A 23,454-nucleotide genomic window follows, 5' to 3' on the forward strand; every position below is an offset into this window, starting at 1 on the left:
TGTTGAGGAGGCAACGATCCGCTCCCAGCCCGGCCGAGCCCACGAAGTCCCAGGAGATGCGGCGGACCTGAGCATCCGTAGGGCATTTCTTCCGCCGAGGCGGAAAGTTAACTTGAACATATTGGAAACATGGGCCGATGCAAGCGCCTATGTGCCTGAAAAGCTGCATTTTCCCATAAAAGTTAACGGAAAGGTCGATTTTCTTGGAGAAATGCTCCGGTCCCGCCTTGACAGCTACGGCACTCCCCCATCCGCTTCGAGGTATGTTTTAACAGTGGCGATGAACTTGGCCACGGAAATCGGCTTGGACATATAGGCTTCGCAGCCCCCTTCGCGAATTCGCTCTTCGTCCCCCTTCATGGCGAAGGCCGTAATCGCGATGACGGGGATGGACTTCAGCTCCTCATCGGCCTTGAGCCAGCGCGTGACTTCAAGGCCGGACACCTCAGGCAGCTGGATGTCCATGAGAATCAGGTCCGGCTTGTGGGCGCGCGCCAGCTCCATGGCTTCGATGCCGTGGCTGGTTTTCAGCGTGGCATAGCCATGAGCCTCGAGGAGATCGTTAAAGAGCTTCATGTTGAGTTCGTTGTCCTCAACGATGAGCACGGTCTTCTTCATTGGCACTGTCCCTGGGCCCGAGGTGGCATTTCACCGGCCCACTTCTTCTGAGAATGGTATAGTTAGGCCATAACCTATTGATGAAGTGCAAACCGACAGCATGAACACTCCCTTAAAAAAGATGAACAGAGACGAGGCAGAATACGTCGCAGTCAGCGCCTTCGCGTTCATCACGAGCGACGAGGAACGTATGGGCCGCTTTCTGGCGGTTTCGGGGCTGAGGCCCGACACGATCCGCTCCGCAGCCTCCGAGCCCGGCTTTTTTGCCGGAATTCTCGATTACGTCGCCTCCGACGAGCCCCTGCTGGTCGCCCTGGCGAAGGAGCTGAACACCAAGCCGGAGCACATCATGGCGGCTCATTGGACCCTCTCCCCCTCGGAGTTCGAGTGACCGCCTCCGCCCCAGATACTTCTTAAACCATGAGCACCTCCCCCTTCTGCCGCGATTGCCTCAGCCTCGCAGCCTCGCCCCTGGCGAGGCGCTGCGAAGCTTGCGGGTCCCCGCGCCTGCTGCGGCACCGGGAGCGGGACCTGCTGTCCATCGCCCACGTGGATTGCGACGCCTTCTTCGCGGCCGTGGAGAAGCGGGACGATCCGTCTCTTGCCGATAAGCCGGTGATCATCGGCGGCGGCAAGCGCGGCGTGGTGTCCACCGCCTGCTACGTGGCGCGGACCTATGGGGTGCGCTCCGCCATGCCCATGTTCCAGGCCCTCAAGCTCTGCCCTCACGCGGTGGTGATCCCGCCCAACGGGGAGAAATACCGCAAGGCCGGGCACGAGGTGCGCACGCTGATGCTGGAGCTGACGCCCCTGGTCGAGCCGGTTTCCATCGACGAGGCCTTCCTCGACCTGACTGGCACGGAGCGCCTCCACCACGGGAGCCCCGCCCTGACGCTGGCGCGCTTCGCGCAAAAGGTGGAGCGGGAGATCGGGATTACGATCTCGGTGGGGCTCTCCTACAACAAGTTCCTCGCCAAGATCGCCTCCGATTTCCAGAAGCCGCGGGGCTTCTCGATCATCGGGCGCGAGGAGGCCTCCGATTTTCTCGCCGACAAGCCGGTCGGCCTCATTCCCGGCATCGGAGCCTCCGCTCAGGCCCGGCTTGCGAAAGTGGGCGTGACGCGGATCGAGCATCTTCGCGAGGTTTCCCTGAAGACCTTGTTCGAGGCGCTGGGCCGGGATGCGCAGCGGCTCTCCCGCCTCGCCTGGGGCGAGGATACGCGGCGCGTGACTCCGGAGCGGGAAACCAAGAGCATCTCTGCGGAAACCACCTTCGAGAGCGACCTCAAATCCTTCGACGATCTGGAGCCGATCCTCTGGCGCCTGTGCGAGAAGGTCTCGCGCCGCCTGAAGGCTGCGGGTCTCGCCGGGCGCAGCGTCACCCTGAAGCTGAAGGACAGAGAATTCCGCCTCCTCACGCGCACCCGTTCGGGCTTAGCTCCGACGCAGCTCGCCACACGCCTCTTCGAGCCGGCGCGACAACTTCTTAAAACGGCCTGCGACGGCACGGCCTATCGTCTCGTCGGGATCGGCGCGGCGGATCTGTGCGATGCGGCCGATGCGGATCGCGGCGATCTCGCGGACCAGAGCGTGATCAAGCAGGCTAAGATGGAATTGGCTATCGACAGGATCCGTGACAAGTTCGGCGCGAGCGCCCTTCAGAAGGGCATCGCGCTCCGCAATAAGCCTCAGCGTTGACAGGCACTCGCGACGGGCTGAACCTCCAGGCTCTTGAGGTCGCCCTTCAGGGCAAACTCGCCATAATCAAGCTTCAGGGCGCGGGCGATCCCGTTCTCGTACAGCTCGAGTGAAATCGTATAGGCCGGCTCCCGGTCGGCGCGGCCTTCCTCGAAATAGCTGATGGTGACGGGCCAGCGCGGGCTCTTCGCCAGCGCCTCCTGACGGGCGGGCTCCTCCACGGCGCCAGCCGCACCCGGCTCGATCCGGTTGCCGATCACGCTCAGGGTCTCATAAACCTTCTTGCCGTCGTCGGAACCGTCGTAGACCCGTGCGGAGTATGTGCGCTCCCCGTCGCGAGCCTTCTCGATCAGGCGCTTCATGTGCTCGGTCGGGAAGACCGGCTGCCCCGTGGCCGCGAAGGTATCGTTCCGGGGCTGCTTGAAGCGCACGTCGAGGGAGCCATCGGGCCGCAGCTGCGCATCGCCGTCGATGCCCTCCCGCACGAGCCCCTGGGTGGTCGAGCTGCTCTTGAAGCGCATCGATCGACCATCACCCGATTCATAGGTTGCGGTCTGGGTGTCGAGAGTGCGCGAGCCTCCCTCGCTGATGTCGAGCACGGTGACCTGGCGGTATTTAACGGTATAACCGTCGCAGGCATCGCCGCCGAATTCCATGGCGATGCGCCCCCTCGCCGACTCGACGCCCTTGGTGCTTCCGGAGCGCAGGAGAGACAGGTCATACACAGCCCTGTGCGGAACGAGACGAACAGGGGCTTTCCCGACCTGAGCCCAGGCGGGGGCAAGCACGGCGAAGGAAAGGGCGGTGGCCACGATGAGGGAACGCATGTCATCTCCAGAGTTCGTCCAGGGAATCGGTCGTGAAAAGCGGAAAACCGCTTCCGGAACCCATCCGACGCTTCCTTGCTCAGGCGGGGCAACGTTCGGCACGGGAGGCCGGCTCCACGTTGTGCCGCGCGGTGCGCCCACCGAAAATAGAAGGACCTTGAGGACAGGGCAATGTTCCAGCTTGCGTCATCAAGCGTCATCCGCCACAAATCCCCCACACTGTTACAAGCAGAGGGCTCTCATGAGCGCAGTTGACAAAAAACTTCAGGACCTCGGCATCACCTTGCCCAATCCGGCCGCTCCCGTGGCAAACTACGTGCCATTCGTGCGCACAGGCAACCTGGTCGTCATCTCTGGACAACTCTGCCTTGGACAGGACGGCAAGCTCGCCGACGCCCACAAGGGCAAGCTCGGCGCCGAGATCTCTCCCGAACTCGGCCAGCAAGCCGCGCGCCTGTGCGCCATCAACCTGCTCGCTCAGCTGAAGGCGGCTGTCGGCGACCTCGACAACGTCGTGCGCTGCGTCCGGCTGGGCGGCTTCATCAACGCCTTGCCCACTTTCGCCGCCCTCGCGCCCGTGATGAACGGCGCGTCTGACCTCATGGTTGAGGTGCTCGGCGATGCGGGGCGCCACGCCCGCTCCACCATCGGCGTCGCGGAACTGCCGCTTGATGCCTGCGTCGAGGTCGAAGGAATGTTCGAAGTCAAATGAGCGCGCCCGGCTGGCTCGTCGCGAAGCCCATCGCCCATCGCGGCCTCCATGACAAAGCGAACGGCGTCGTCGAGAACACGATATCGGCCGCTGAAGCCGCTATCGCGCGCGGCTTCCCCATCGAGCTGGACGTTCAGCTGACCGCCGACAACGAAGCCATCGTTTTCCACGATTTCGAGCTCGACCGCCTCACCGGCGAAGCGGGTCTCGTCATCGAGCGCAATCTCTCGGCACTCACCGGCATCGGCATTTCCGGCACCATGGGTGGAGACAGGATTCCCTCGCTGAAGGATTACCTCGCGAGGATTGCCGGACGCACACCGCTGGTAATCGAGATCAAGAGCAAGTTCAACGGGGACATGCGCCTGACCAAGCGCGTGATCGAGATCCTCAAGGACTATCCCGGCCCCTTCGTGGTAAAGTCCTTCGACCCGGACATCGTCGCCTACTTGCGCCAGCATGCGCCGGACATCACGCGAGGCTTCATCGGCGAACTCGAATATGCGTCGAAGTCCGATAGCTTCCTCTCCCTTGAGCAGAAGCACCGGATGGCGAACCTGCTGCATTTCGAGGAGATGCAGCCGCACTTCCTGTCCTGGCGCGTAAAGGACCTGCCCTGCGCCTCGACCTATCTGAGCCGGCTCCTGGGCCGCATTCCCGTGATGACCTGGACCGTGCGGAGTCCGGAGGATCGCGCCAAGGCCGAAAAGCATGCGGACCAGATGGTGTTCGAAGGGTTCATTCCCTGACCATTGCAAGGGTCCCGCCGAGCGATTAGCTCTAGGTTCGAACGGCGGGATCCTTCCACTCAGTGACCTTCCAAGTCAAAATCGCCCAAAGCCTGAAAGCGGTTCCTGCCACCGCCTGGGACGCATGCGCCCTTCACACTGGCTCGGGCGAGGACGATCCGTTCAATCCTTTCGTTTCCCACGCTTTCCTGTCGACTCTCGAGGATTCCGGCTGCCTCGGCCCTAAGACCGGCTGGGCTCCGGTGCATGTGCTGGTCGAGGACCAGAGCGGCACGCTGCTCGGTGCCACCCCCTGCTACGTGAAGTCCCATTCCATGGGCGAGTATGTGTTCGACCATTCCTGGGCGGATGCCTATGAGCGCGCGGGCGGCCAGTATTATCCCAAGCTCCAAGTCGCCGTTCCCTTCACCCCCGTGACCGGCCCTCGCCTGCTCGTGTCGGAGGGCGCGCAGGCCGACGACGTACGGGCTCATCTGATCGCTGGCTTGCGCTCCTTAAGGGACCGGATCGGCGCCTCCTCGATCCATGCCACGTTTCTCCAGCACGACGATCTCGCGTCTCTGACCGGTCACGGCTTCCTGCACAGGGACGACCAGCAGTTCCACTGGTTCAACGACGGCTACGGCAGCTTCGACGATTTCCTGGCGGCGCTCGCCTCCCGCAAGCGCAAGGCCATCCGGCGGGAGCGGCGGGATGCGCTCGCGAACGGGATTTCGGTCGAATGGGTGACCGGGCGTGAGATCACGGAGGCGCATTGGGATGCGTTCTTCGCCTTCTACATGGATACGGGATCGCGCAAATGGGGGCGGCCGTATCTCAACCGCCGGTTCTTCTCCCTTCTCGGAGAGCGCATGGCCGACAGAATCCTGCTCGTCATGGCCATGCGGGAGGGCCGCTACATCGCCGGCGCTCTTAATCTCATCGGCGACAGGCGGCTCTATGGCCGCCATTGGGGGTGCATCGAGGATCACCCCTTCCTGCATTTCGAGGTCTGCTACTATCAGGCCATCGAATTTGCCATCGCGCAGGGGCTCGACCGCGTGGAAGCGGGAGCCCAAGGCGAGCACAAGCTGGCGCGCGGATACCGGCCGGTGATCACGTCCTCGGCCCATGACATCGCCGACCCCTCCTTGAGGAAGGCGGTGCAGGCCTATCTGAGCCAGGAGCGCACCTATGTGGCGGAAGCCGCCGGGGAGCTCTCGGAAGCGACCCCATTCAGGCACAGGCAAGAGGATTGATCTCTTTCCGCCCCTCTTACGTCATCTCCGGCCTTGAGGGGTGATCCCGCCTGCGGAAAGCGCCGCGCTTATCGGATCGGGATGGCCGGGGCAAGCCCGGCCATGATAGGAAGGGCGACACAGTCCCACTCGTCGTCACAGGCCTTGTGCCGGTGATCGATCCCTTCGTGCGGCGCCCTTAGCAGCGAGGTGGCTGGGTCAGGCCCGACTATCACATGGAGGAAATCGGGAGGGGTCAAGGGGGGATGTGAGCTTTAGCCTGTAGACGGGCCACGCCAAAGGAAAAGCGCGGGCCTTCCTCAGGTCCGCGCTTTGTTTCATCCCGAGCCGAGGCGACGTCAGAGGGCGTCGACAATAGCCCTGAACCCTTCCATCAAGGCTTCCGGCGAGGTTCCCATGGCGGCAAGCCCCACGTTCAGCAGCCAATAGCAGCCGACGATGATCGCAGGCACCAGGATCCAGCCGAGGATTTCCTCGAACCAAATCCGCCGGCGCCGACGCAGCTCACGCTGCTCACGCCAAGACAGCTTCGGCCGCGGCTCGATGATCCGGGTGGCTTCAACAGGGGCCTCGTGCAGCTCGGACGTCATGCTCTAACCAATGGAACCTTTGGAACGGTGCGGATACCTCCGCCCCCATTACCACCTGATCCTTTTGGCTTCACGGACTTTTTCGTCCTGGAGGACGACTTTGCCCGTGGCTTCTTCTTGCCCGCATTCGTGACGTCCTTCTCCGGCTTCGGCTTGACCGGGCCCTCGACATACTCGAAGCCCAGGCTTTGAAGGCCGATCTCGTCCGTCTTGACCACGACCTTGACCGCTCCGCCGTTCTTCAGCCGACCGAACAGCACCTCGTCCGCCAGGGGCGTCTTGATGGTGGACTGGATCAGGCGGCCCATCGGGCGAGCGCCCATGGCCTCGTCGTAGCCGTGCTCAACCAGCCAGTCGCGGGCCTCGTCCGTGAGTTCGATGGACACGTTGCGGTCCGCGAGCTGCGCGTCGAGCTGCATGACGAACTTGTCGACCACCTTCTGCACCACCTCCTTCGGCAGGTGACCGAAGGAGATGACCGCATCGAGCCGGTTGCGGAACTCCGGCGTGAACAGCTTATTGATCGCCTCCGTATCCTCTCCCTCACGCTTGGTGCGCGTGAAGCCGTAGGCCGGGCGGGCCATGTCGGCAGCTCCCGCATTCGTGGTCATGATGATGATCACGTTACGGAAGTCGACCTGCTTGCCGTTGTGATCCGTAAGCTTCCCGTGGTCCATGACCTGGAGCAGGATGTTGAACAGGTCGGGATGCGCCTTCTCGATCTCGTCGAGGAGAAGCACGCAATGGGGATGCTGATCGACGCCGTCAGTCAGGAGTCCGCCCTGGTCGAAGCCTACATATCCTGGAGGCGCGCCGATCAGGCGGCTCACCGTGTGGCGCTCCATGTACTCCGACATGTCGAAGCGCAGGAGCTCGACGCCGAGCGAAGTCGCGAGCTGCTTGGCCACCTCGGTCTTGCCGACACCGGTCGGACCGGCGAATAGGTAAGACCCGATCGGCTTTTCCGGATCGCGCAGGCCCGCGCGAGCCAGCTTGATGGCGGACGATAGGGCCTCGATGGCCTTGTCCTGGCCGTACACCACGCGCTTCAGGGTGTCCTGCAGATGTTCCAGCACCTCCGCATCGTCCTTCGACACTGTCTTAGGCGGTATGCGAGCCATAGTGGCGATGGTGGCCTCGATCTCCTTGATCCCGATGGTCTTCTTGCGACGGCCCTCGGGCACGAGCATCTGAGACGCGCCGGTCTCGTCAATCACGTCGATCGCCTTGTCCGGCAGCTTCCGGTCGTTGATGTAGCGGGCCGACAGCTCCACCGCCGCCTTGATGGCATCGTTGGTGTACTTGAGCTTGTGGAAGTCCTCGAAATAGGGCTTCAGGCCCTTCACGATCTCGATGGCGTCCGGCAGCGACGGCTCGTTGACATCGATCTTCTGGAAGCGGCGGACGAGGGCACGGTCCTTCTCGAAATACTGGCGGTATTCCTTGTAGGTCGTGGACCCGATGCAGCGCAGAGTGCCCTGGGCAAGAGCAGGCTTGAGCAGGTTCGACGCGTCCATGGCGCCGCCCGAGGTGGCGCCCGCGCCGATGACCGTATGGATCTCGTCGATGAACATGATCGCGTTCGGGTGCTGCTCGATCTCCTTCATCACCTGCTTCAGGCGCTCCTCGAAGTCACCGCGATAGCGGGTGCCCGCAAGCAGCGTGCCCATGTCGAGAGCGAAGACCGTGGCGCCTTTGAGAACTTCCGGCACTTCCCCCTGGACGATTTTGCGGGCAAGTCCTTCCGCGATGGCGGTCTTGCCGACTCCGGGATCACCGACGAGGAGCGGATTGTTCTTCTGGCGGCGGCAGAGGACCTGGATCGTACGCTGCACCTCGGCCTCGCGGCCGATGAGCGGATCGATCTTTCCATCCTTCGCCTTCTTGTTCAGGTTCACACAGTAAGATTCGAGGGCATCGCCCTTCTTCTTACCCCGTGCGTCTGACTCGTCCTGGGTCGGGCGCTCGTTGGACGATTCCTCTTCCGCGCCGCGCGGCGAGCGGCTCTCGGAGAGACCGGGGCGCTTGGCGATGCCGTGGCTGATGTAGTTCACGGCGTCGTAGCGGGTCATGTCCTGCTCCTGCAGGAAGTAGGCGGCATGGCTCTCGCGCTCGGCAAAGATCGCCACGAGCACGTTCGCACCAGTCACCTCGTCACGGCCCGAGGACTGGACATGGATCACCGCCCGCTGAATCACGCGCTGGAAGCCGGCCGTCGGCTTGGAGTCCTGGCGTCCATCAGCCACGAGGTTGGCGAGCTCGCTGTCGACGTAATCGACCAGGTTCCGGCGAAGGACTTCTAGATCGACATTGCAGGCCCGCATGACGGCGGCCGCGTCCTGGTCGTCGATCAATGCAAGGAGAAGGTGTTCGAGGGTTGCATATTCGTGTCGGCGCTCGCCCGCGAGAGCGAGGGCTCGGTGAAGGGCTTGTTCCAGACTGCGAGAAAAGCTCGGCAACGGCTTGTCCTTTATGAGACGGGTCTCGGCTAATTCTTTTCCATCACGCATTGCAGAGGGTGCTGGTGCTTTCGGGCGAAATCCATCACCTGGGTCACCTTGGTCTCCGCAACCTCGTAGGTAAAAACTCCACACTCCCCGACGCCGTTCTGGTGAACGTGAAGCATGATCCGGGTCGCATCCTCTCGGTTCTTATTGAAGAAACGCTCCAGCACGTGCACCACGAACTCCATCGGGGTATAATCATCGTTCAGAAGGAGAACGCGGTAAAGGTTCGGCCGTTTCGTGCGCGGTTTGACTTTCGTGACGATGGCGGTGTTCGAGCGGCCATCATCGTCGCCGCCAGGGGGCTGTGACCCGCCGGCAGCGGAGAGTGGGAACCGCTTCGTCCGGATCAGAGTGTCCTGAGCTAACCGCAGCATGATTATTCGACCGACCCCTTGCTTTTGCCCCCTGCCCTGCACCTTGCGTTTCCGCTCGTCCGCAGCGCCTGAGTCAAATGTATAGTCGCTCCATCCGGTTCGCTAGATCAACCAGATGGGAGCCCGGTGCGGCGTTGGAAAGCGCGACATCTTCTCACTCCCCGGTAGGGCGGCTCAAGGCTGGCGCGAGCCCGCAAACGCGAAACGCCCGGCGTGGCGACCGGGCGTTCCATTCGAAACCGACGAGACGATGGCGTCTTGTGTCAGGCCTTCATGGCCTTGGAGAGGAGGCCTTCGAAGGGCTTGAAGGTATCCGTAGCGAGCGCGGTGTAGAGCGCGCCGAGCTTCCCCGACTGGCCGATGAAGCTCTCGTAGGCGCCCTTCACGTAGGCCGACTGCACCTCGACAGCCTTCTCGAGGCTCTGAGCGCCGGCCAATTTCTCGAGCGCATCCGAGTTGTGCTCGAAGGACTTGCGGGCGAACTCGGCGGTTTCGTTGACGATCGCCTGGGCGTTACTGGAGAAGGCACCCGCCGCCTTGAGGGCAGCTTCCATGTTCTCCTGGCCAAGCTTTTGCAGGTTTGCAAACGGCTGAAGCATTGTTAACCTCGACAGTTAGGCGTTTAATGGCGGCAAGTGCCGGTAACGATTGACGGAAGCCATTATGTGCACTGCACAAATCATGTCAAGTTTTATTGTGCAGCGCACAAATATATGTACGCTCGCCCCTTTCCCTGTTAACGCCCTCGTAACCCCACCCTCGTACGGTCGGACGATGTGTTGCGCCGGCCACATTCTCTGTTTGGAGAACCGGTCGCGGAGGCCCAAAACCCAACTCAATAGGGATTTTTCAGCATGACTTCGGTTTGGGTAGGACGCCGAACTGCTTGGACGTTTATTGGTATTATCACTTCTGTCGCCATTGCGTTCTCCGCTCCTGCTGAAGCGGCGCGCCGCAAGGCTTCCTCGAGAGGAGGCTATAACCCCCCTGCCGCATCCATCGTGGTGGACGCGAAAACCGGCAAGATCCTGCAGGGTGAGAACATCGACGCGCCACGCATTCCGGCCTCGATCACGAAAGTGATGAGCCTTTATCTGCTGTTCGAGCAGCTCGAACAGGGGCGCATCACCACGAACACCCCCCTCACCGTCTCCGAGTACGCCGCGAGCCAGCCCCCGACCAAGCTTGGCCTGCGTCCCGGCTCCACCATCGAGGTGGAAGATGCGATCAAGGCCATGGTGACCCTCTCCGCCAACGACGTCTCGGTCGTGGTGGCCGAGAACATCGCCGGCTCCGAAGATGCTTTCGCGCGCATGATGACGCGCAAGGCGAAGGAGCTCGGCATGAGTTCCACGGAATTCTACAATCCCCACGGCCTGCCGCATTCCCCGCCGAACATCACGACGGCACGCGACCTCTCCATTCTCGGCCGCGCGATCCAGGATCGCTTCCCGAGATACTTCGCCTATTTCGATACACGCTCCTTCCAGTTCGGCAAGCGCACGATCCGCGGCCACAACCGTCTTCTGGGCAAGGTCAACGGCGTCGACGGCATCAAGACCGGCTACACCCGCCTTTCCGGCTTCAATCTGCTCACTTCGGTCAACACGGGGAGCCGCAGCCTCGTGGCCGTGGTCCTCGGCGGCCGCTCCGCCGCTGCGCGCGACAAGAAAATGGCGAGCCTCATCGACAGCTACCTGCCTCGCGCCTATGCCGGTGCCCGTATCGCGCCGCCGGTGGTCGAGCGTGGCGCTCAGACGACCCAGATCGCCTCGGCCGCGCCGGAGGCCACCATTGCGCCTGCTGCTCCGCCGACCATCCCTGTCCCCGAGCGCAAGCCCCTCGACCTGAACAGCCTGCGTCCGGTCGTTGCTTCCGCAACGGGTGCAAGCAGCACCACGACTCCATCCTCGACTGCCTCCGTCCGCTGGCAGAAGGGTGCCGAGCCCCTTCCGCTGAACGCTCAGGCCTATGCTGCTCTTCCGGCCCAGCCCCCGAAGATATCCGCCTCGCAGAGAGCCGCCCTGCAGGCGAAGATCGAGGCCAAGACGCCTGCCTCGGAGAAGACGCAACCGACAAAGGTCGCGTCCCTGAACGCCGAGGTTCCCGAGGTTAAGAAAACGGTCAGCGGCTGGGTGATCCAGCTCGGAGCGACCGATGACGAGAGCAAGGCGAAGGATATTCTGGACTCCGCCCGCGGCCGCTTCGGCAAGCTGCTCGGCAAGGCTTCTCCCTATACGGAGAAGGTGGTCTCGAATGGCAGCACCCTCTACCGCGCCCGCTTCTCGGGTTTTAAGGAATCCGGCGATGCGGAGAAGGCCTGCAAGGCGCTGAAGAAGGGTGGTGTAGCCTGCTTCGCTTCTCGCGGCTGACGAAGTATTAATCTCTCGTCTCTTTAATCATCGGCGACGGTGCGCAGTATCCGCTCCGTCGCAGCTCATCATAACCGGAATCGCGCGTGGAGTATCAGCGATGTCGGCTCATCAGGACTTCTCTCGCCTGATTCACGCGAGCAGCGAGATACGCTGTCCCTCCCTGGTCGGGATGCAGTTTCTTGATCAGCGTGCGATGCGCATGTCTGATCTCGTCGAGGCTCGCTCCAGGCTGAAGCCCCAGGATCTGGTAGGCTTCATCTTTCGTCATTACGCCCGTCTGCGAATGAGTGCGCGTCCGCGTGTCTCGATCTCCCTGAGCGTCTTCACGCCAGCCGGCAAACCGGCGATCAAGATAAGCCTCTAGAAGAGACACGCCTTCGGGATCGAGGGCGCTGCATTCGTCATAGAGGCGGCGCAGGCTCTCGGGCCCCAGGCTCGACAGGCGCCGTCCAGCGAGAGCACCAGCGAGAACATTGCCCTCCACTCCCCCTGTAGCGTGGTCGATTTCCATCTCGATCATCGCGGAGCGGATCCGCGAAAAGCGGCCGGACGCCTTCTGAAAACGGCCAAAGAGACCCGGCAGCGGCAATCCGCCCCAGCCGAGCATCCAGGCGCCGAGGCCGCCAAGGAGGACGGCTGAGGCAAAATGCCCCTTCGCGCCGATCACCACGGCCGCGCCCAGCGCAGTAATTCCCGCGACGACCTTTGCGGCCTTGGTCACCGCTGCCGCGTCGGAGCGGGCGAAAATCTTGAGCAGCCACCACACGAGGGCGACGACGGCAATTCCATAAAGCAGCATCATGTGTTCATTCCCACCCAAGATGTGGGCTGCCTTGAGGCGCTTGTAAATCGACAAGTCCTCTTTCGCACGAAAGCCGGCCCCTCTTTCGAGGGGCCGGCTTTCTCATCCGCTTCAAAATCCCGTGCGGCGCGTCTTGGCGCATCGTCCGGAGGAGTGCCCGGCTTTGCCGGATCACCGGAAGGGATGTCCGAGACGCATCGATTCTCTCGCGGAGCCCGAATTGGCTCTCAGGTTCGATGATCTAGTGGAGAAGGCGCCCCACACCCCGCTGGCTTTCCCGTTCCCAGGCCTGGATCACGACACCGTTGATTCCGGAATCGTGCAGACGGTCGCTCAAATCGATGAAATGGCGCTCGGTGGCTTCCACATCGATTTCAATCTGCTCGTCCTCGACCTGCTCGAGTTCACAGGCGGCATAGCGCTCGTAGGCGGCCGACATCTCCGCATATGCGAACGCCACCGGCAGAGTGCGGAAGATCGTGGAAAAATCGTCGTCCAGCTCCCCGGTCATCAGATCGCGCATCTGGACGAGATAGCCGTCCTCGTGCTCACACACTTCGTAACGCCAGTGCCGGCCTTCGGATGCAGACAGGAGCATCGGAACCTCCACTCAACTGAACTGCAAGGCCAATGCGAATCCGGGCAGCGGGGTTCCAGGATGATCCCCTGCAAAAAAGTCTAACGGCTCCAACCCGTTTCGACGCGGACGCGCCCTCCGATACGAACCGTCGTGCCGTTCCCCAGATCGATGGCGCCCGGCTCGCTCTTGAGCGCTTCCGCCTTCTGCTGCTTGAGACGGACTACATCCTTGCATGTGGAGGGCACCTGAAGCGGCTGCCCCGGTCTCGGATCGGGAATGCGGCACTGCTCCGCAAGGGCAGGCCCCACAAGGATGAGCAGAGACGATGCAAGAGCCGCCTGACGCATCATGGATCTCTCCGGAATTCACATATGTTACAACAGGCCGAGCTCGGCCAATTCACGCCGCATATCTTCAGGCATCTTGGCAAGGTCCCCGGCCTTCCCGTCGATGTCCCGCGGGGCATCCTTGGGCGCGAGATAGCGCCAGCCCTGGAAAGGCCTGTACGGGCGGGGCTCAACAGGGATAACCTTGGGCTCCAGCACCAGCCGGCAGCGCCCGATGCCGTCCGCATCCGTGAAGGGGCGCACCTCCAGAAGCCTCTGGCGCGCGGCCACCTGCCCCTTGATAACCCAATAGAGCGAACCGCCATCCAGGAGTTCCTCCACGCGCTTGGGCACCATGCGGGTGGTGTGCGTCTGCTCGTAGTCACGACCGAGCAGCTGGTGATGGGCGCGGTTCTCCTCGATCCATTCCTCAAGGTCGATGATGGATTCGCAGCCTACGCAGAGTTTGATCAGGTGAAGAGCCATGTCAGCGTTGAACCATGCGCGTGACGAACCGAAAATCCCGCGTTCCGCCGCACTCCTATTCCTCTTCCGCCCTCAGCACAATGAGACGCGCGCCCTCGGCCACCTGCGCACCGGGCTCGGCGGCGATCTCCGCGACGTTGCCATCGGACGGTGCGAGGAGCACGTGCTCCATCTTCATCGCCTCGACGATGGCGAGCCGCTGCCCCTTCTCGACCTTGTCGCCTGGCTGCACGAACACGGCGACGAGCTTGCCGTGCATTGGCGCCTTCACCGTGCCGCCCTCGGACATGTGTTCGAGATCGACGTCGAAGGGATCGTAGGGCTGCACGAGCGTCTGCCGTCCCTTACGGAAGATGTAGACCCCGTGAGACGCATCGACCTCCCGGTCGATCCCCTCGTCGGCCCAGGGATCGCTCTCACCCACGGCCACCGTGCTGACACCTCGATGCCGGGAGCTGAACACCTCGCGCGCCTCGACACGCTCGCCGTCCACGCGCAGCGTCATGCCGACGCTGCGCGTTCCGAGCAATTGGAAGCCATCCGGTTGCGACCAAGGAGATGAGGGCTCGTCGCTCTTCAGATGCTCGGACATCCGCAGGCGGTCGATCTCCCGTGAAATCAAGGCGGCAGCTCCGAACGACGCGGCCACCTCGTCGAGCGGATGCGGCCCGGCGCCCAGCGCCTCGAGATTACGATCGATGAAGCCCGTATCGAAGCGCCCCGCCCTGAACTCCTCCGCCTCACAGAGCTTCTTCAGGAAAGCCGTGTTCGTTCTCGGCCCGGCGACGATCGTTTGACCGAGCGCATCGGCGAGCTTCGACAACGCTTCGTCGCGCGTCGCCCCGTGGGCGATCACCTTGGCGATCATCGGGTCGTAGTAAGGCGTCACCTCGGCTCCGGCCTCGACGCCGGTATCGATACGAATGCCCTCATCTTCCGGGAATTCTAGAGCCCAGAGCCTGCCGGTCGAAGGCAGAAACTCCTTTTCCGGATCTTCCGCGTAAAGGCGCGCCTCGACTGCGTGGCCGTCGATGGAAAGATCGTCCTGTGTGAACGGCAGCGTCTGGCCAGATGCCGCACGGAATTGCAGCTCCACGAGATCGAGCCCCGTAATCGCCTCCGTCACCGGGTGCTCCACCTGGAGGCGCGTGTTCATTTCCATGAAATAGAAGCGGTCGGGGCGAAGGCCCTCGCGCCCGTCGGCGATGAACTCCACCGTTCCTGCGCCCACATAGCCCACGGCCCGCGCTGCTTCGACGGCAGCCCGGCCCATGGCCTCCCGCATCTCGGGCGTCATGCCAGGAGCGGGCGCCTCCTCGATCACCTTCTGGTGACGGCGCTGGAGGGAGCAATCGCGCTCGAAGAGATGCACCACGTTGCCGTGCGCGTCGGCGAAGACCTGGATTTCGATATGGCGGGGTGCGAGAACGTACTTCTCCACCAGCACCCGCGGATCGCCGAATGCGCTCGCGGCCTCCCGCTGTGCGCTCTCCAGAGCGGCATCGAAGTCGGCCGCCTTCTCGACGCGCCTCATCCCCTTGCCGCCACCGCCCGCGACCGCCTTGATGAGAACCGGATAACCGATCTCATAGGCTTTCTGACGCAGGAAATCGGGGTCCTGCTTCGAGCCGTGATAGCCCGGCACCACTGGCACACCCGCCTGCTGCACGAGCGCCTTCGCCGCATCCTTCAGGCCCATGGCCTTGATGGCGGAGGCCGGAGGACCGACGAAGACGATCCCGTTGCGCGCGCAGGTCTCGGCGAATTCGGCGCGCTCCGACAGGAAGCCGTAGCCGGGATGGATGGAGGCTGCCTTGGCCCGTTTCGCCACCTCGATGATCCTGTCGATTCGAAGATAGCTGTCCCGGGCGGGCGCGGGACCAATCGGATAGGCCTCGTCGGCCATCTGCACGAAGAGCGCGTTCGCATCCACCTCGGAATAGACCGCGATCGTACGCATCCCCAGCCGTTGGGCGGTGCGAATGATCCGGCAGGCAATCTCGCCGCGATTGGCGATGAGGACACTCTCGAGCATGGCCATCCCTTCAGATCCGACTTCAGGTTCGGTTTGATCAGCAGCTAGAGCAAAACCTGTGCCGCTTGTCACCTCCGAAGCTAGGGCTTTCGGCATCCGGTAGGAGACCCGGCGGCTTCCCAAATGCGAAATCCCGCAGGCAGTGCCAACAAGAGGTGGATCCCTGGACCGAGGCCGTGGCTGACGTAAGGTGAAACGCTTTCGCCCTCCCCATCTGGGCCGGTGCTGTCCCGGATTCCTGATCGGGAAAGCACGGCGTTTCACTCAATCGAGATCACCGGCACAAGGCCGGCGATGGCGAGCGCCTGGCAGGATGATCAGGCGTCCTTCAAGCGGCTCAGCGCCTCTTCCATCTTCGCCTTACGGGCAAGAGCATCCTCGCGGCGCTCGCGCTGCTCCTCGACGACTTCTTCAGGCGCACGCTTGAGGAAGTCCGCGTTTCCGAGTTTCGCGTCGATCTTGGCCGTTTCCGCGTCGAGCTTCTGGATTTCCTTGGCGAGACGCGCCCGCTCGGCAGCGAGATCGATGACACCCTCCAGCGGCAGCGCCGCCACCTCGCCCCGGATGAGAAGCTGGATCGAGCTCTTCGGCGCGGCATCCGCGAACGCAATATCCGAGATGCGTGCGAGACGCCTCACGATATCGCCCCAGCGGTCGGCGCGGGCCCTCACATCCGCAGAGGACGCGATCAGCACGAGCGGAATCTGCGCACCGGCGGGCACATTGGTCTCGGAGCGGGCAGAGCGGATCTCGTTGACGAGGTCCACCACCCAGCCGATTTCGGCCTCGGCTTGGCTGTCGACGAGGTGATCGAGGTTCGACCAGGGCGCGAGAGCCAGAATCGTCTCCCGCTTCGGCCCCTCCTGTCCTTTCACCGCCCACAGCTCTTCCGTGAGGAAGGGCATGAACGGGTGAAGCAGCTTGCAGATTTCATCGAGGATGAACGCGATCGTGGCACGGGTCTCCGTTTTGGCCGGTGTGTCCGCGCCCTGCAGCACCGGCTTGGCGAGTTCCAGCGTCCAGTCACAGAACACGTTCCACACGAACCGGTAGGCCGCAAGCGCTGCCTCGTTGAAGCGATAGGCCTGAATGCCGGCCGCGACCTCGTTGATGGCCTTCGCGCATTCGCTGAGTGCCCATTTGTTGAGCGTCTCGTTCACGGTGGCAGGATCGAAGCCCTCGGCGCGCCTGCACTCGTTCATCTCGGCGAAGCGGGCCGCGTTCCAGATCTTCGTCGCGAAGTTTCGATAGCCCTCCACGCGCTGCACGGAGAGTTTGATGTCGCGTCCCTGCGCCGCCATGGCCGAGAGCGTCATGCGCAACGCGTCAGCGCCGTATTGCTCGATGACGTCGAGGGGATCGATGACGTTGCCTTTCGACTTCGACATCTTCGCGCCCTTCTCGTCGCGCACGAGGGCGTGGATATAGACCGTGTCGAACGGCACCTCGTCCATGAAGTGCAGGCCCATCATCATCATGCGGGCGACCCAGAAAAAGATGATGTCGAAGCCAGTCACCAGCGTGTTGGTCGGGTAGTAGCGCCTGAGCTCAGGCGTCTCGTCCGGCCAGCCGAGGGTGGAGAACGGCCAGAGCGCTGAGGAGAACCAAGTGTCGAGAACATCCTCGTCGCGCTTCAGGGCCACGTCCTTGCCGAGCTTGGCGCGCGCCTCGGCCCTCGCTTCGTCCTCGGAATGCGCCACGAACACGTTGCCCTGGTCATCGTACCAGGCCGGGATCTGGTGGCCCCACCAGAGCTGGCGCGAGATGCACCACGGCTCGATATTTTCGAGCCACTGGAAGTACGTCTTCTCCCAGTTCTCAGGCACGAACTTGGTCTTGCCCTTGCGCACCGCGTCCAGCGCGCGATCCGCCAGCGGCTTCACGTTCACGTACCACTGGTCCGTGAGATACGGCTCGATGACCGCGTTGGAGCGGTCGCCATGGGGCACCATGTGCGTGTGCGGCTCGATATGGACCAGATCCTCGCGCTCCTCGAGCATCGCTACGATGCGCTTGCGTGCCTCGAAGCGGTCGAGACCGTCGAGAGCGAGCACAGCTGTCAGGTCGTCCGTTTCACTCAGCCCTTCGAGGAAGCCTTCGTTGCCGGACAGCGCCAGCTGCGCCTCCGTGCCGAAGATGTTGATGAGCGGCAGCTTGTGACGCTTGCCGACCTCGAAGTCGTTGAAGTCATGCGCGGGCGTGATCTTCACCGCGCCGGTGCCCTTCTCGGGGTCGGAATATTCGTCGGCCACGATGGGAATGCGCCGGCCCACCAGCGGCAGGATCGCGAACTTGCCGATAAGGTCCCTGTAGCGCTCATCCTCCGGGTGAACGGCGACGGCCACGTCCCCCAGCATGGTCTCGGGACGCGTGGTCGCGACGGTGATCGAGCGGTCGGGCGTGCCCTCGACGGCATAGCGGATATGCCAGAGATTGCCCTTCACCTCGACCTGCATCACCTCAAGATCCGAGATCGCGGTCTGGAACTTGGGGTCCCAGTTCACGAGACGCTTGTCCTTGTAGATCAGGCCCTGCCTGTAGAGATCCACGAACACCTTCAGGACTGCCTTCGACAGGCCCTCGTCCATGGTAAAACGCTCGCGCGACCAGTCGCAGGAGGCGCCCAGGCGCTTGAGCTGGCGCACGATGGTGCCGCCGGACTCCTCCTTCCACTCCCACACGCGTTTGATAAACTCCTCCCGGCCCAGCTCACGGCGATGGATCTGCTTCTCCATGAGCTTGCGCTCGACCACCATCTGGGTGGCGATGCCCGCGTGATCGGTGCCCGGTTGCCAGAGCACGTCGCGCCCCCGCATACGCTCGAAGCGGCAGAGAATGTCCTGGATCGTGTTGTTGAGGGCGTGCCCCATATGGAGGGAGCCCGTGACGTTCGGCGGCGGGATGACGATGGTATAGGGGTCCGCGCCCTTGCGATCCGGCCGACCGGCCTTGAAGGCCTCAGCCTCATCCCAGCGGGTGGCGATGCGTGCTTCGACGGAAGCGGGGTCGAACGTCTTGTCCATCATGATGCGATACCGGCCAGTTGGCGCGCCAAACGCGCGAAGCAAGACGGCTACAAACCGGACGGATCGAGCGAAGTCAACCGACGGACGAAAAGTTCGGGCTCAGCCTCGGGTCACGCGCGCGATTTCGTCCCTCACGAGGCGCTCCACGAGGGTGGGGAGATGGTCGTCGAGCCACGCCTTGAGCATGGGGCGCAGCATCTCCTTCAACAGCTCTTCCACGGTCGGCGACCGGCCTAGGGCGCGGGCGGCATCGAGGCGGCCGAAGGATTCGGCGACGGACGCCTCCGTCGAAGGGGACATCAGGGCTTCCCCCGGGCTCCGCTCGCAGGGCCGTGTGAAGGCCTGAGCCGGCTGCGGCCTTGCGGATGCGGGAGAACGGACGGCCTCTGCGGATTCATAACTCTCCGCCGGGTGCGCAGTGGAGCGCTCTCGGAAAGGATCGTCCTGGAGGAGCGGCATCTCCTCGACGGACGATCCGGGCTGTGTATCGGGATGGAGATTGCCCGTGAGGTGGCGCTCGGCGATGTCGAGCACGGTCCTCAGGGGCGACGGCTCCGACTCGCCGGAATCTGGCTCGGGGTCCTCTGAAATTATGCGGCGGATGGAAGCCAGAATGTCCTCCATCGACGGCTCATTGACCTTCAGGTTCGTAGAACCCATAGCCCCACCCAATAAAAACGTGTTCTTAGAATTTCATTCTTGCGAATGTTCTGAGTATTTACGCAATTCTACAGAAAACAAGCGGGGCCAGAACTCAACTGCTCTGACCCCGGAACTTATCAACGACCATCAGGCGTCGTAGTGCCGATCCAAAGATCCTTGACCTGATCGTAATGGATCTTGGGGCTATAGTGATTCACCGCGAGGCCCAGAGCGCGAGACGTGAGACGTCCCATCGCGCTGACCAGCTGGTACGACGCGACCACGCGGTCACGCTGAGCCTGGATCAGATTGACTCGGGCCGTCAGGAGTTCCTGCTGGGCGTTCAGCACGTCAAGCGTCGTCCGCTGGCCCACGCGGGCCTCCTCGCGGACGCCGCTGAGAGCGGTCTCCGCCGCATCGATCTGAGCCTGCGCGGCCTGGATCTGCGCGCGAGCAGCCTCGACCGCACCCCAGTTCGAGACCACGGCGGCCCGCACCTGATCGCGAACCCAATCCGCCTCGAGCTGGGCCTGGCCGACCTGCTCCTTGGCCTGTCGCGTCGCGGAATAGGCCTGACCACCCTCGTAGATCGGAACCGTCAGCGTTGCCACGGCGGAAGCCTGCAGCGCCTCATCGTTGTTGGTTCGACTATCATACCGCTGGGCAACAGAAGCTGTCACACCGATTTGCGGGGCCAGATCCGCCTGCGCGATCTTCACCTGGTGCTCGGCCGCATCGACCTGATGCTGGGCTGCCTTGATCGCCGGATGCTCTCCGAATGCGATCTTGAGAGCCGCGTTGAGCGAACCAGGGGTCAGCTTGTCGAGCGGACGCCCGGGGGCCAGTTGCCGAGGCTCCACGCCGACATATTGACGGTACCGCGCGATACTGGCCCGCAGAGTGGCCTCGGCCCGGCTCGCTTCGGAGCGCGCCGCTGCCAGGCGCGATTCAGCCTGAGCCACGTCCGTACGGGTCACTTCGCCCACGTTGAAGCGGTCCTGGGTCTGGCGCAGCTGCTCGTCGATCACCTCGACGTTGTTGCGCTGCAGATCGAGGATCGCCGTGTCGCGCAGCACATCCATGTAGGCGGTGGCCGCGTTGACGAGAATGTCCTGCTCCGTGGTGTTGAGCCCCTCGCGGGCCGCGAGGACGCCCGATTCCGCCCGGCGCACGGCATTGTCCGTCCGGAAACCATCGAAGATCGTTTGGCTGAGCTCCACACCGTACCCACGGGGGGTAAGCCGCGTGATGGACTCGCCTCCGCCGAAAATGGTTTCCGGCTGACGGTCGTCGTACTTGGAAAAGGTGCGGCCGATATCCGCGCTTGCGCTAATCCGAGGGCGGTAGCCCGACTTCGCCTGCGCGACGTTTTCGTCCGTCGCGCGAACGCCGGCGCGTTCAGCGTTCAGATTGGGGTTGTTGCCATAAGCCTTGGCCAGGGCGCTTTCCAGCGTCTCGGCCGAAACGCCGCCCGCGCTCGCAAGAACGAGCACGGAAGCCATGGCTCCCAGGAGCATGCGATACTGTTTACTGGATTGCTTCCCGCTCACGCTCACCTGCCTAACGACCCAAATACCAACAACTCGTGATCGAAACCGATTCACAAGATCCACATCGTTCAAAGCGCAACAATACCCATCACGGATGAGTCGGCAACAAGGCGCTTACCGCTCCAGCATTTTAGCGGAGAGGTGGCGCAAAAAAGCGACACCTTTCGCGAACGATAGTGAGGATTTAGAAAGGAAGGGCTCAGAACGTGAAGCCCGGCTCCTGAACGAAGGGCGCGAGCAAGGGGGCCGCCGCATCGAACAGAGCCCGCTCACCGAAGGCATCGCCGGAACGCACATAGAGCGTTGCCCGCGCCGCACGTCCACGACCCTTCACGCAAACCAGACGTCCGCCGTCGGCAAGCTGCCGCAGAAGCGCTTCCGGACGCAGATCGACAGCGCCATTGATGACGATGACGTCATAGGGGGCGTTCCCCGCATGGCCCTCATCGAGGGCACCCGTCACAACCTGGACGCTGCCAGCGCCGGCAGCCGCGAGGCTTCTCCTGGCCTCGGCAGCGAGGGCCTCGTCCGACTCCAGCGCCGTGACCTGGGCGCCGAGTTCGTGGAGCACGGCAGAGGCATAGCCGCGCCCAGCGGCCACATCCAGCGCCTTCTCCCCACGCTCAACGCCCAGAGCCTGAATCATGCGGCCAAGGTTCATCGGAGAAAGCATGAAGCGGCGGGCAGGGCCGTCGCCGACCAGGATATCCTGGTCGATATAGGCAAGCTCCTCACGGCCGGGGAGAACGAACTTCTCGCGCGCAACGCTACCCATCGCGTCGAGCAGCGGAATGTCGTTCACATCGAAAGTGCGCAGCTGGCTATCAACCATCATCCGGCGCGCTTGCGAGAAATCGACCATAAAGATTGCCTCAGAAATTCGACTTGGAGGCCTCGCCCGGAATCGAACCGGGGTGCAAGGATTTGCAGTCCTCTGCGTAACCACTCCGCCACGAGGCCATCCGGGGCGTACCGCGAACGCGGCGGGAGCCTCATAGCAAGCCCCCCTCCAAAGAGCAACAGCCTGTTTTGCAAGATCGCTGACGAAAGGGGCTTGCAACCGCCGAAACCCGTGTTATATGCCACCCACCGTCGCCGAACGGCACTGCTCAGGCAGCCCCGGCGAAGAGAGGCAACGCCTCTGAAGGTATGGCTTATTCCGGCGTGGCGCAGCGGTAGCGCAGCGGACTGTTAATCCGTTGGTCGTAGGTTCGAATCCTACCGCCGGAGCCAACCTCAAACCCTTACGCAGCAAGGCTTTCAGGGGTTTGCAATCTCTCCGCAAAAGTCGAACTTTCGTGGTTCAGACGGTTCAGTTTTGGTTCAGTGAATCTGCGCCGTATTTGCGTCAACGGATAAACCATCCGTTTAAATCCGGTCCCACATCCGTTGAAACAATGGCTCGACATTAGTTACGCTGATGGAAATACTGCGCCAACCGTGAAGGTTACGCTGGCGCAGTATATGCGCTGAGCACTGGGTAAGCCTAGGGCTAAGAACAGCTAGACACAGGCTAAGACTGTGGCCGCTGCTCAAAGTACGACTGTTATTAACTGAACCTCGCAGCCCTAAGCGCAGCAAGAGGTTAGCCGGACTGTTAATCCGTTGGTCGTAGGTTCGAATCCTACCGCCGGAGCCAACTTCCTCTCAGATAAGACTGCTTTACGAGGTGTCCCGGCTCTTCCTGTCGCGGGGTCGCCTTCATGTTGCATAGCCTTCCCAAGCGTAGCCCTAGCCTGCTCGTGCTGTGGAGTAACGGCGGAGCCTTCCCATCCTTTTCCGGCTTTGGGACGATCACCGCCTGGGCGACGCCCCTGCCATCGTCGCCGTCCTGGAGACGAACGCACCGATTCTGTGTCTCCGCCGTCGCGGGGGAATCAGCCGACGGCCTGCGCCTGCTGGGCAGTGCGGCCCGCTGGCGGCTTCACAACTGGCTTCAGGCTCTCGACGAATCCCCGCAGAGGGCAGGCTCGCGCCTTCTCCTGCTGCCCGGCACATCCGCAGAGCCATCAAGGCCGCGCTCTCCGCCACCGGAGCGCAAGCCGTTTTCTGGAATCACCGCTACGGCGGCGCCGAAATCGCCCTCGACAGCGCGTCAAGAAGCGCCTGACGCGGCGGGGCATCAGGGTTCGAAGCCTAATGGGCGGCTTCGTCACGAGCGCTGGCAGGTGGTCGACTGGTCCGGAAGGCCGTTCCACGTTTTCACGTCCAATCTTCGTGCGGACATGGCACGGCCTGTCGAGGCTCATCGCCCTGCCCCGTAACGATTCCCGGCGCCAACTGACCTCTGGAGATCCTCGCAGCAGCCTCGGGCTCGGC

21 protein-coding genes and 2 tRNA genes are annotated in these 23,454 nt (G+C 62.9%); 7 read left to right on the forward strand and 16 right to left on the reverse strand.

Annotation, left to right across the window (positions count from 1 at the left end):
* Positions 1-234: 234 nt before the first annotated feature.
* On the reverse strand, positions 235-618 hold the full coding sequence (locus GR328_RS06380) for a response regulator (protein ID WP_160883683.1): 384 nt from the start codon (positions 616-618) through the stop codon (positions 235-237).
* Positions 619-739: 121 nt separating this feature from the next.
* Here GR328_RS06380 and GR328_RS06385 point away from each other — a divergent pair, with 121 nt between their 5' ends.
* Together GR328_RS06385 and GR328_RS06390 are read left to right on the forward strand one after the other, a co-directional pair.
* A complete protein-coding gene (locus tag GR328_RS06385; RefSeq protein ID WP_160883746.1) occupies positions 740-1,009 on the forward strand; it encodes a DUF3572 domain-containing protein in 270 nt (89 codons plus the stop codon).
* A gap of 29 nt (positions 1,010-1,038) precedes the next feature.
* Positions 1,039-2,316: a DNA polymerase IV gene (locus GR328_RS06390; protein WP_160883684.1), complete on the forward strand. Its 1,278-nt coding sequence runs from the start codon at positions 1,039-1,041 to the stop codon at positions 2,314-2,316.
* On the opposite strand, the gene GR328_RS06395 is transcribed toward GR328_RS06390, so the two are convergent.
* Positions 2,307-3,143: a cell envelope integrity EipB family protein gene (locus tag GR328_RS06395; RefSeq protein WP_160883685.1), complete on the reverse strand. Its 837-nt coding sequence runs from the start codon at positions 3,141-3,143 to the stop codon at positions 2,307-2,309. The two genes, GR328_RS06390 and GR328_RS06395, sit on opposite strands and share 10 nt — an antisense overlap.
* A 241-nt stretch (positions 3,144-3,384) precedes the next feature.
* Here GR328_RS06395 and GR328_RS06400 point away from each other — a divergent pair, with 241 nt between their 5' ends.
* From GR328_RS06400 to GR328_RS06410, 3 genes are all read left to right on the forward strand, one after another.
* A complete protein-coding gene (locus GR328_RS06400; protein ID WP_160883686.1) occupies positions 3,385-3,855 on the forward strand; it encodes a RidA family protein in 471 nt (156 codons plus the stop codon).
* Positions 3,852-4,604 carry a glycerophosphodiester phosphodiesterase family protein gene (locus GR328_RS06405; protein ID WP_160883687.1) on the forward strand — a complete coding sequence of 251 codons (753 nt, stop codon included), beginning with the start codon at positions 3,852-3,854 and terminating at the stop codon, positions 4,602-4,604. The genes GR328_RS06400 and GR328_RS06405 overlap by 4 nt, the downstream gene beginning before the upstream one ends.
* A gap of 62 nt (positions 4,605-4,666) precedes the next feature.
* The gene (locus GR328_RS06410; protein WP_160883688.1) at positions 4,667-5,842 is read left to right on the forward strand and encodes a GNAT family N-acetyltransferase; all 1,176 of its coding nucleotides are present in this window, start codon (positions 4,667-4,669) and stop codon (positions 5,840-5,842) included.
* Between the two features lie 338 nt (positions 5,843-6,180).
* On the opposite strand, the gene GR328_RS06415 is transcribed toward GR328_RS06410, so the two are convergent.
* From GR328_RS06415 to GR328_RS06430, 4 genes are all read right to left on the reverse strand, one after another.
* Entirely contained in the window at positions 6,181-6,432 is a 252-nt protein-coding gene (locus GR328_RS06415) for a hypothetical protein (protein WP_160883689.1), read from the reverse strand.
* A complete protein-coding gene (clpA, locus tag GR328_RS06420) occupies positions 6,429-8,891 on the reverse strand; it encodes an ATP-dependent Clp protease ATP-binding subunit ClpA (protein ID WP_160883690.1) in 2,463 nt (820 codons plus the stop codon). The genes GR328_RS06415 and clpA overlap by 4 nt, the downstream gene beginning before the upstream one ends.
* Before the next feature lie 29 nt (positions 8,892-8,920).
* On the reverse strand, positions 8,921-9,313 hold the full coding sequence (gene clpS, locus GR328_RS06425) for an ATP-dependent Clp protease adapter ClpS (RefSeq protein ID WP_047188441.1): 393 nt from the start codon (positions 9,311-9,313) through the stop codon (positions 8,921-8,923).
* A gap of 263 nt (positions 9,314-9,576) precedes the next feature.
* Entirely contained in the window at positions 9,577-9,912 is a 336-nt protein-coding gene (locus GR328_RS06430) for a phasin family protein (protein WP_160883691.1), read from the reverse strand.
* 255 nt (positions 9,913-10,167) lie between these two features.
* Here GR328_RS06430 and GR328_RS06435 point away from each other — a divergent pair, with 255 nt between their 5' ends.
* Positions 10,168-11,685 carry an SPOR domain-containing protein gene (locus tag GR328_RS06435; RefSeq protein ID WP_160883692.1) on the forward strand — a complete coding sequence of 506 codons (1,518 nt, stop codon included), beginning with the start codon at positions 10,168-10,170 and terminating at the stop codon, positions 11,683-11,685.
* A gap of 94 nt (positions 11,686-11,779) precedes the next feature.
* Here the strand turns inward: GR328_RS06435 and GR328_RS06440 are convergent, their stop codons facing one another.
* From GR328_RS06440 to GR328_RS06485, 10 genes are all read right to left on the reverse strand, one after another.
* A complete protein-coding gene (locus GR328_RS06440; RefSeq protein WP_160883693.1) occupies positions 11,780-12,490 on the reverse strand; it encodes a J domain-containing protein in 711 nt (236 codons plus the stop codon).
* A 241-nt stretch (positions 12,491-12,731) separates the two neighbouring features.
* Positions 12,732-13,088 carry a hypothetical protein gene (locus GR328_RS06445; RefSeq protein ID WP_160883694.1) on the reverse strand — a complete coding sequence of 119 codons (357 nt, stop codon included), beginning with the start codon at positions 13,086-13,088 and terminating at the stop codon, positions 12,732-12,734.
* Between the two features lie 80 nt (positions 13,089-13,168).
* Positions 13,169-13,420 carry a hypothetical protein gene (locus GR328_RS06450; protein WP_160883695.1) on the reverse strand — a complete coding sequence of 84 codons (252 nt, stop codon included), beginning with the start codon at positions 13,418-13,420 and terminating at the stop codon, positions 13,169-13,171.
* 24 nt (positions 13,421-13,444) lie between these two features.
* Positions 13,445-13,882, reverse strand: a complete 438-nt coding sequence (locus tag GR328_RS06455; RefSeq protein WP_160883696.1) for a DUF1489 family protein — start codon at positions 13,880-13,882, stop codon at positions 13,445-13,447.
* A 55-nt stretch (positions 13,883-13,937) separates the two neighbouring features.
* The gene (locus tag GR328_RS06460; RefSeq protein WP_160883697.1) at positions 13,938-15,917 is read right to left on the reverse strand and encodes an acetyl/propionyl/methylcrotonyl-CoA carboxylase subunit alpha; all 1,980 of its coding nucleotides are present in this window, start codon (positions 15,915-15,917) and stop codon (positions 13,938-13,940) included.
* Positions 15,918-16,234: 317 nt separating this feature from the next.
* Positions 16,235-18,943, reverse strand: a complete 2,709-nt coding sequence (locus GR328_RS06465; RefSeq protein WP_160883698.1) for a valine--tRNA ligase — start codon at positions 18,941-18,943, stop codon at positions 16,235-16,237.
* A gap of 99 nt (positions 18,944-19,042) precedes the next feature.
* Complete coding sequence (locus GR328_RS06470; protein ID WP_160883699.1) at positions 19,043-19,603, reverse strand: PopZ family protein; 561 nt, start codon at positions 19,601-19,603, stop codon at positions 19,043-19,045.
* Between the two features lie 119 nt (positions 19,604-19,722).
* Complete coding sequence (locus GR328_RS06475; RefSeq protein WP_160883700.1) at positions 19,723-21,102, reverse strand: TolC family outer membrane protein; 1,380 nt, start codon at positions 21,100-21,102, stop codon at positions 19,723-19,725.
* Positions 21,103-21,334: 232 nt separating this feature from the next.
* Positions 21,335-21,997 (reverse strand): protein-L-isoaspartate O-methyltransferase family protein, encoded by a 663-nt coding sequence (locus tag GR328_RS06480; RefSeq protein WP_160883701.1) that lies wholly within the window; start codon positions 21,995-21,997, stop codon positions 21,335-21,337.
* Between the two features lie 24 nt (positions 21,998-22,021).
* Positions 22,022-22,095 (reverse strand) — tRNA-Cys (locus tag GR328_RS06485).
* A 198-nt stretch (positions 22,096-22,293) separates the two neighbouring features.
* On the opposite strand from GR328_RS06485, the gene GR328_RS06490 reads away from it, so the two are divergent.
* Positions 22,294-22,368: transfer RNA gene (locus GR328_RS06490), tRNA-Asn, on the forward strand.
* The last annotated feature ends 1,086 nt before the right edge of the window (positions 22,369-23,454 follow it).

Origin of the sequence: Microvirga makkahensis (assembly GCF_009830105.1) — a bacterium.
Lineage (GTDB): Bacteria > Pseudomonadota > Alphaproteobacteria > Rhizobiales > Beijerinckiaceae > Microvirga > Microvirga makkahensis.

What these genes read in the sequence shown, in the direction of transcription:
- GR328_RS06380 (WP_160883683.1), bottom strand. Translation starts at nt 618, where the DNA reads ATGAAGAAGACCGTGCTCATCGTTGAGGACAACGAACTCAACATGAAG.
- GR328_RS06385 (WP_160883746.1), top strand. Translation starts at nt 740, where the DNA reads ATGAACAGAGACGAGGCAGAATACGTCGCAGTCAGCGCCTTCGCGTTC.
- GR328_RS06390 (WP_160883684.1), top strand. Translation starts at nt 1,039, where the DNA reads ATGAGCACCTCCCCCTTCTGCCGCGATTGCCTCAGCCTCGCAGCCTCG.
- GR328_RS06395 (WP_160883685.1), bottom strand. Translation starts at nt 3,143, where the DNA reads ATGCGTTCCCTCATCGTGGCCACCGCCCTTTCCTTCGCCGTGCTTGCC.
- GR328_RS06400 (WP_160883686.1), top strand. Translation starts at nt 3,385, where the DNA reads ATGAGCGCAGTTGACAAAAAACTTCAGGACCTCGGCATCACCTTGCCC.
- GR328_RS06405 (WP_160883687.1), top strand. Translation starts at nt 3,852, where the DNA reads ATGAGCGCGCCCGGCTGGCTCGTCGCGAAGCCCATCGCCCATCGCGGC.
- GR328_RS06415 (WP_160883689.1), bottom strand. Translation starts at nt 6,432, where the DNA reads ATGACGTCCGAGCTGCACGAGGCCCCTGTTGAAGCCACCCGGATCATC.
- clpS (WP_047188441.1), bottom strand. Translation starts at nt 9,313, where the DNA reads ATGCTGCGGTTAGCTCAGGACACTCTGATCCGGACGAAGCGGTTCCCA.
- GR328_RS06430 (WP_160883691.1), bottom strand. Translation starts at nt 9,912, where the DNA reads ATGCTTCAGCCGTTTGCAAACCTGCAAAAGCTTGGCCAGGAGAACATG.
- GR328_RS06435 (WP_160883692.1), top strand. Translation starts at nt 10,168, where the DNA reads ATGACTTCGGTTTGGGTAGGACGCCGAACTGCTTGGACGTTTATTGGT.
- GR328_RS06440 (WP_160883693.1), bottom strand. Translation starts at nt 12,490, where the DNA reads ATGATGCTGCTTTATGGAATTGCCGTCGTCGCCCTCGTGTGGTGGCTG.
- GR328_RS06445 (WP_160883694.1), bottom strand. Translation starts at nt 13,088, where the DNA reads ATGCTCCTGTCTGCATCCGAAGGCCGGCACTGGCGTTACGAAGTGTGT.
- GR328_RS06450 (WP_160883695.1), bottom strand. Translation starts at nt 13,420, where the DNA reads ATGATGCGTCAGGCGGCTCTTGCATCGTCTCTGCTCATCCTTGTGGGG.
- GR328_RS06455 (WP_160883696.1), bottom strand. Translation starts at nt 13,882, where the DNA reads ATGGCTCTTCACCTGATCAAACTCTGCGTAGGCTGCGAATCCATCATC.
- GR328_RS06460 (WP_160883697.1), bottom strand. Translation starts at nt 15,917, where the DNA reads ATGCTCGAGAGTGTCCTCATCGCCAATCGCGGCGAGATTGCCTGCCGG.
- GR328_RS06465 (WP_160883698.1), bottom strand. Translation starts at nt 18,943, where the DNA reads ATGATGGACAAGACGTTCGACCCCGCTTCCGTCGAAGCACGCATCGCC.
- GR328_RS06470 (WP_160883699.1), bottom strand. Translation starts at nt 19,603, where the DNA reads ATGGGTTCTACGAACCTGAAGGTCAATGAGCCGTCGATGGAGGACATT.
- GR328_RS06475 (WP_160883700.1), bottom strand. Translation starts at nt 21,102, where the DNA reads ATGCTCCTGGGAGCCATGGCTTCCGTGCTCGTTCTTGCGAGCGCGGGC.
- GR328_RS06480 (WP_160883701.1), bottom strand. Translation starts at nt 21,997, where the DNA reads ATGGTCGATTTCTCGCAAGCGCGCCGGATGATGGTTGATAGCCAGCTG.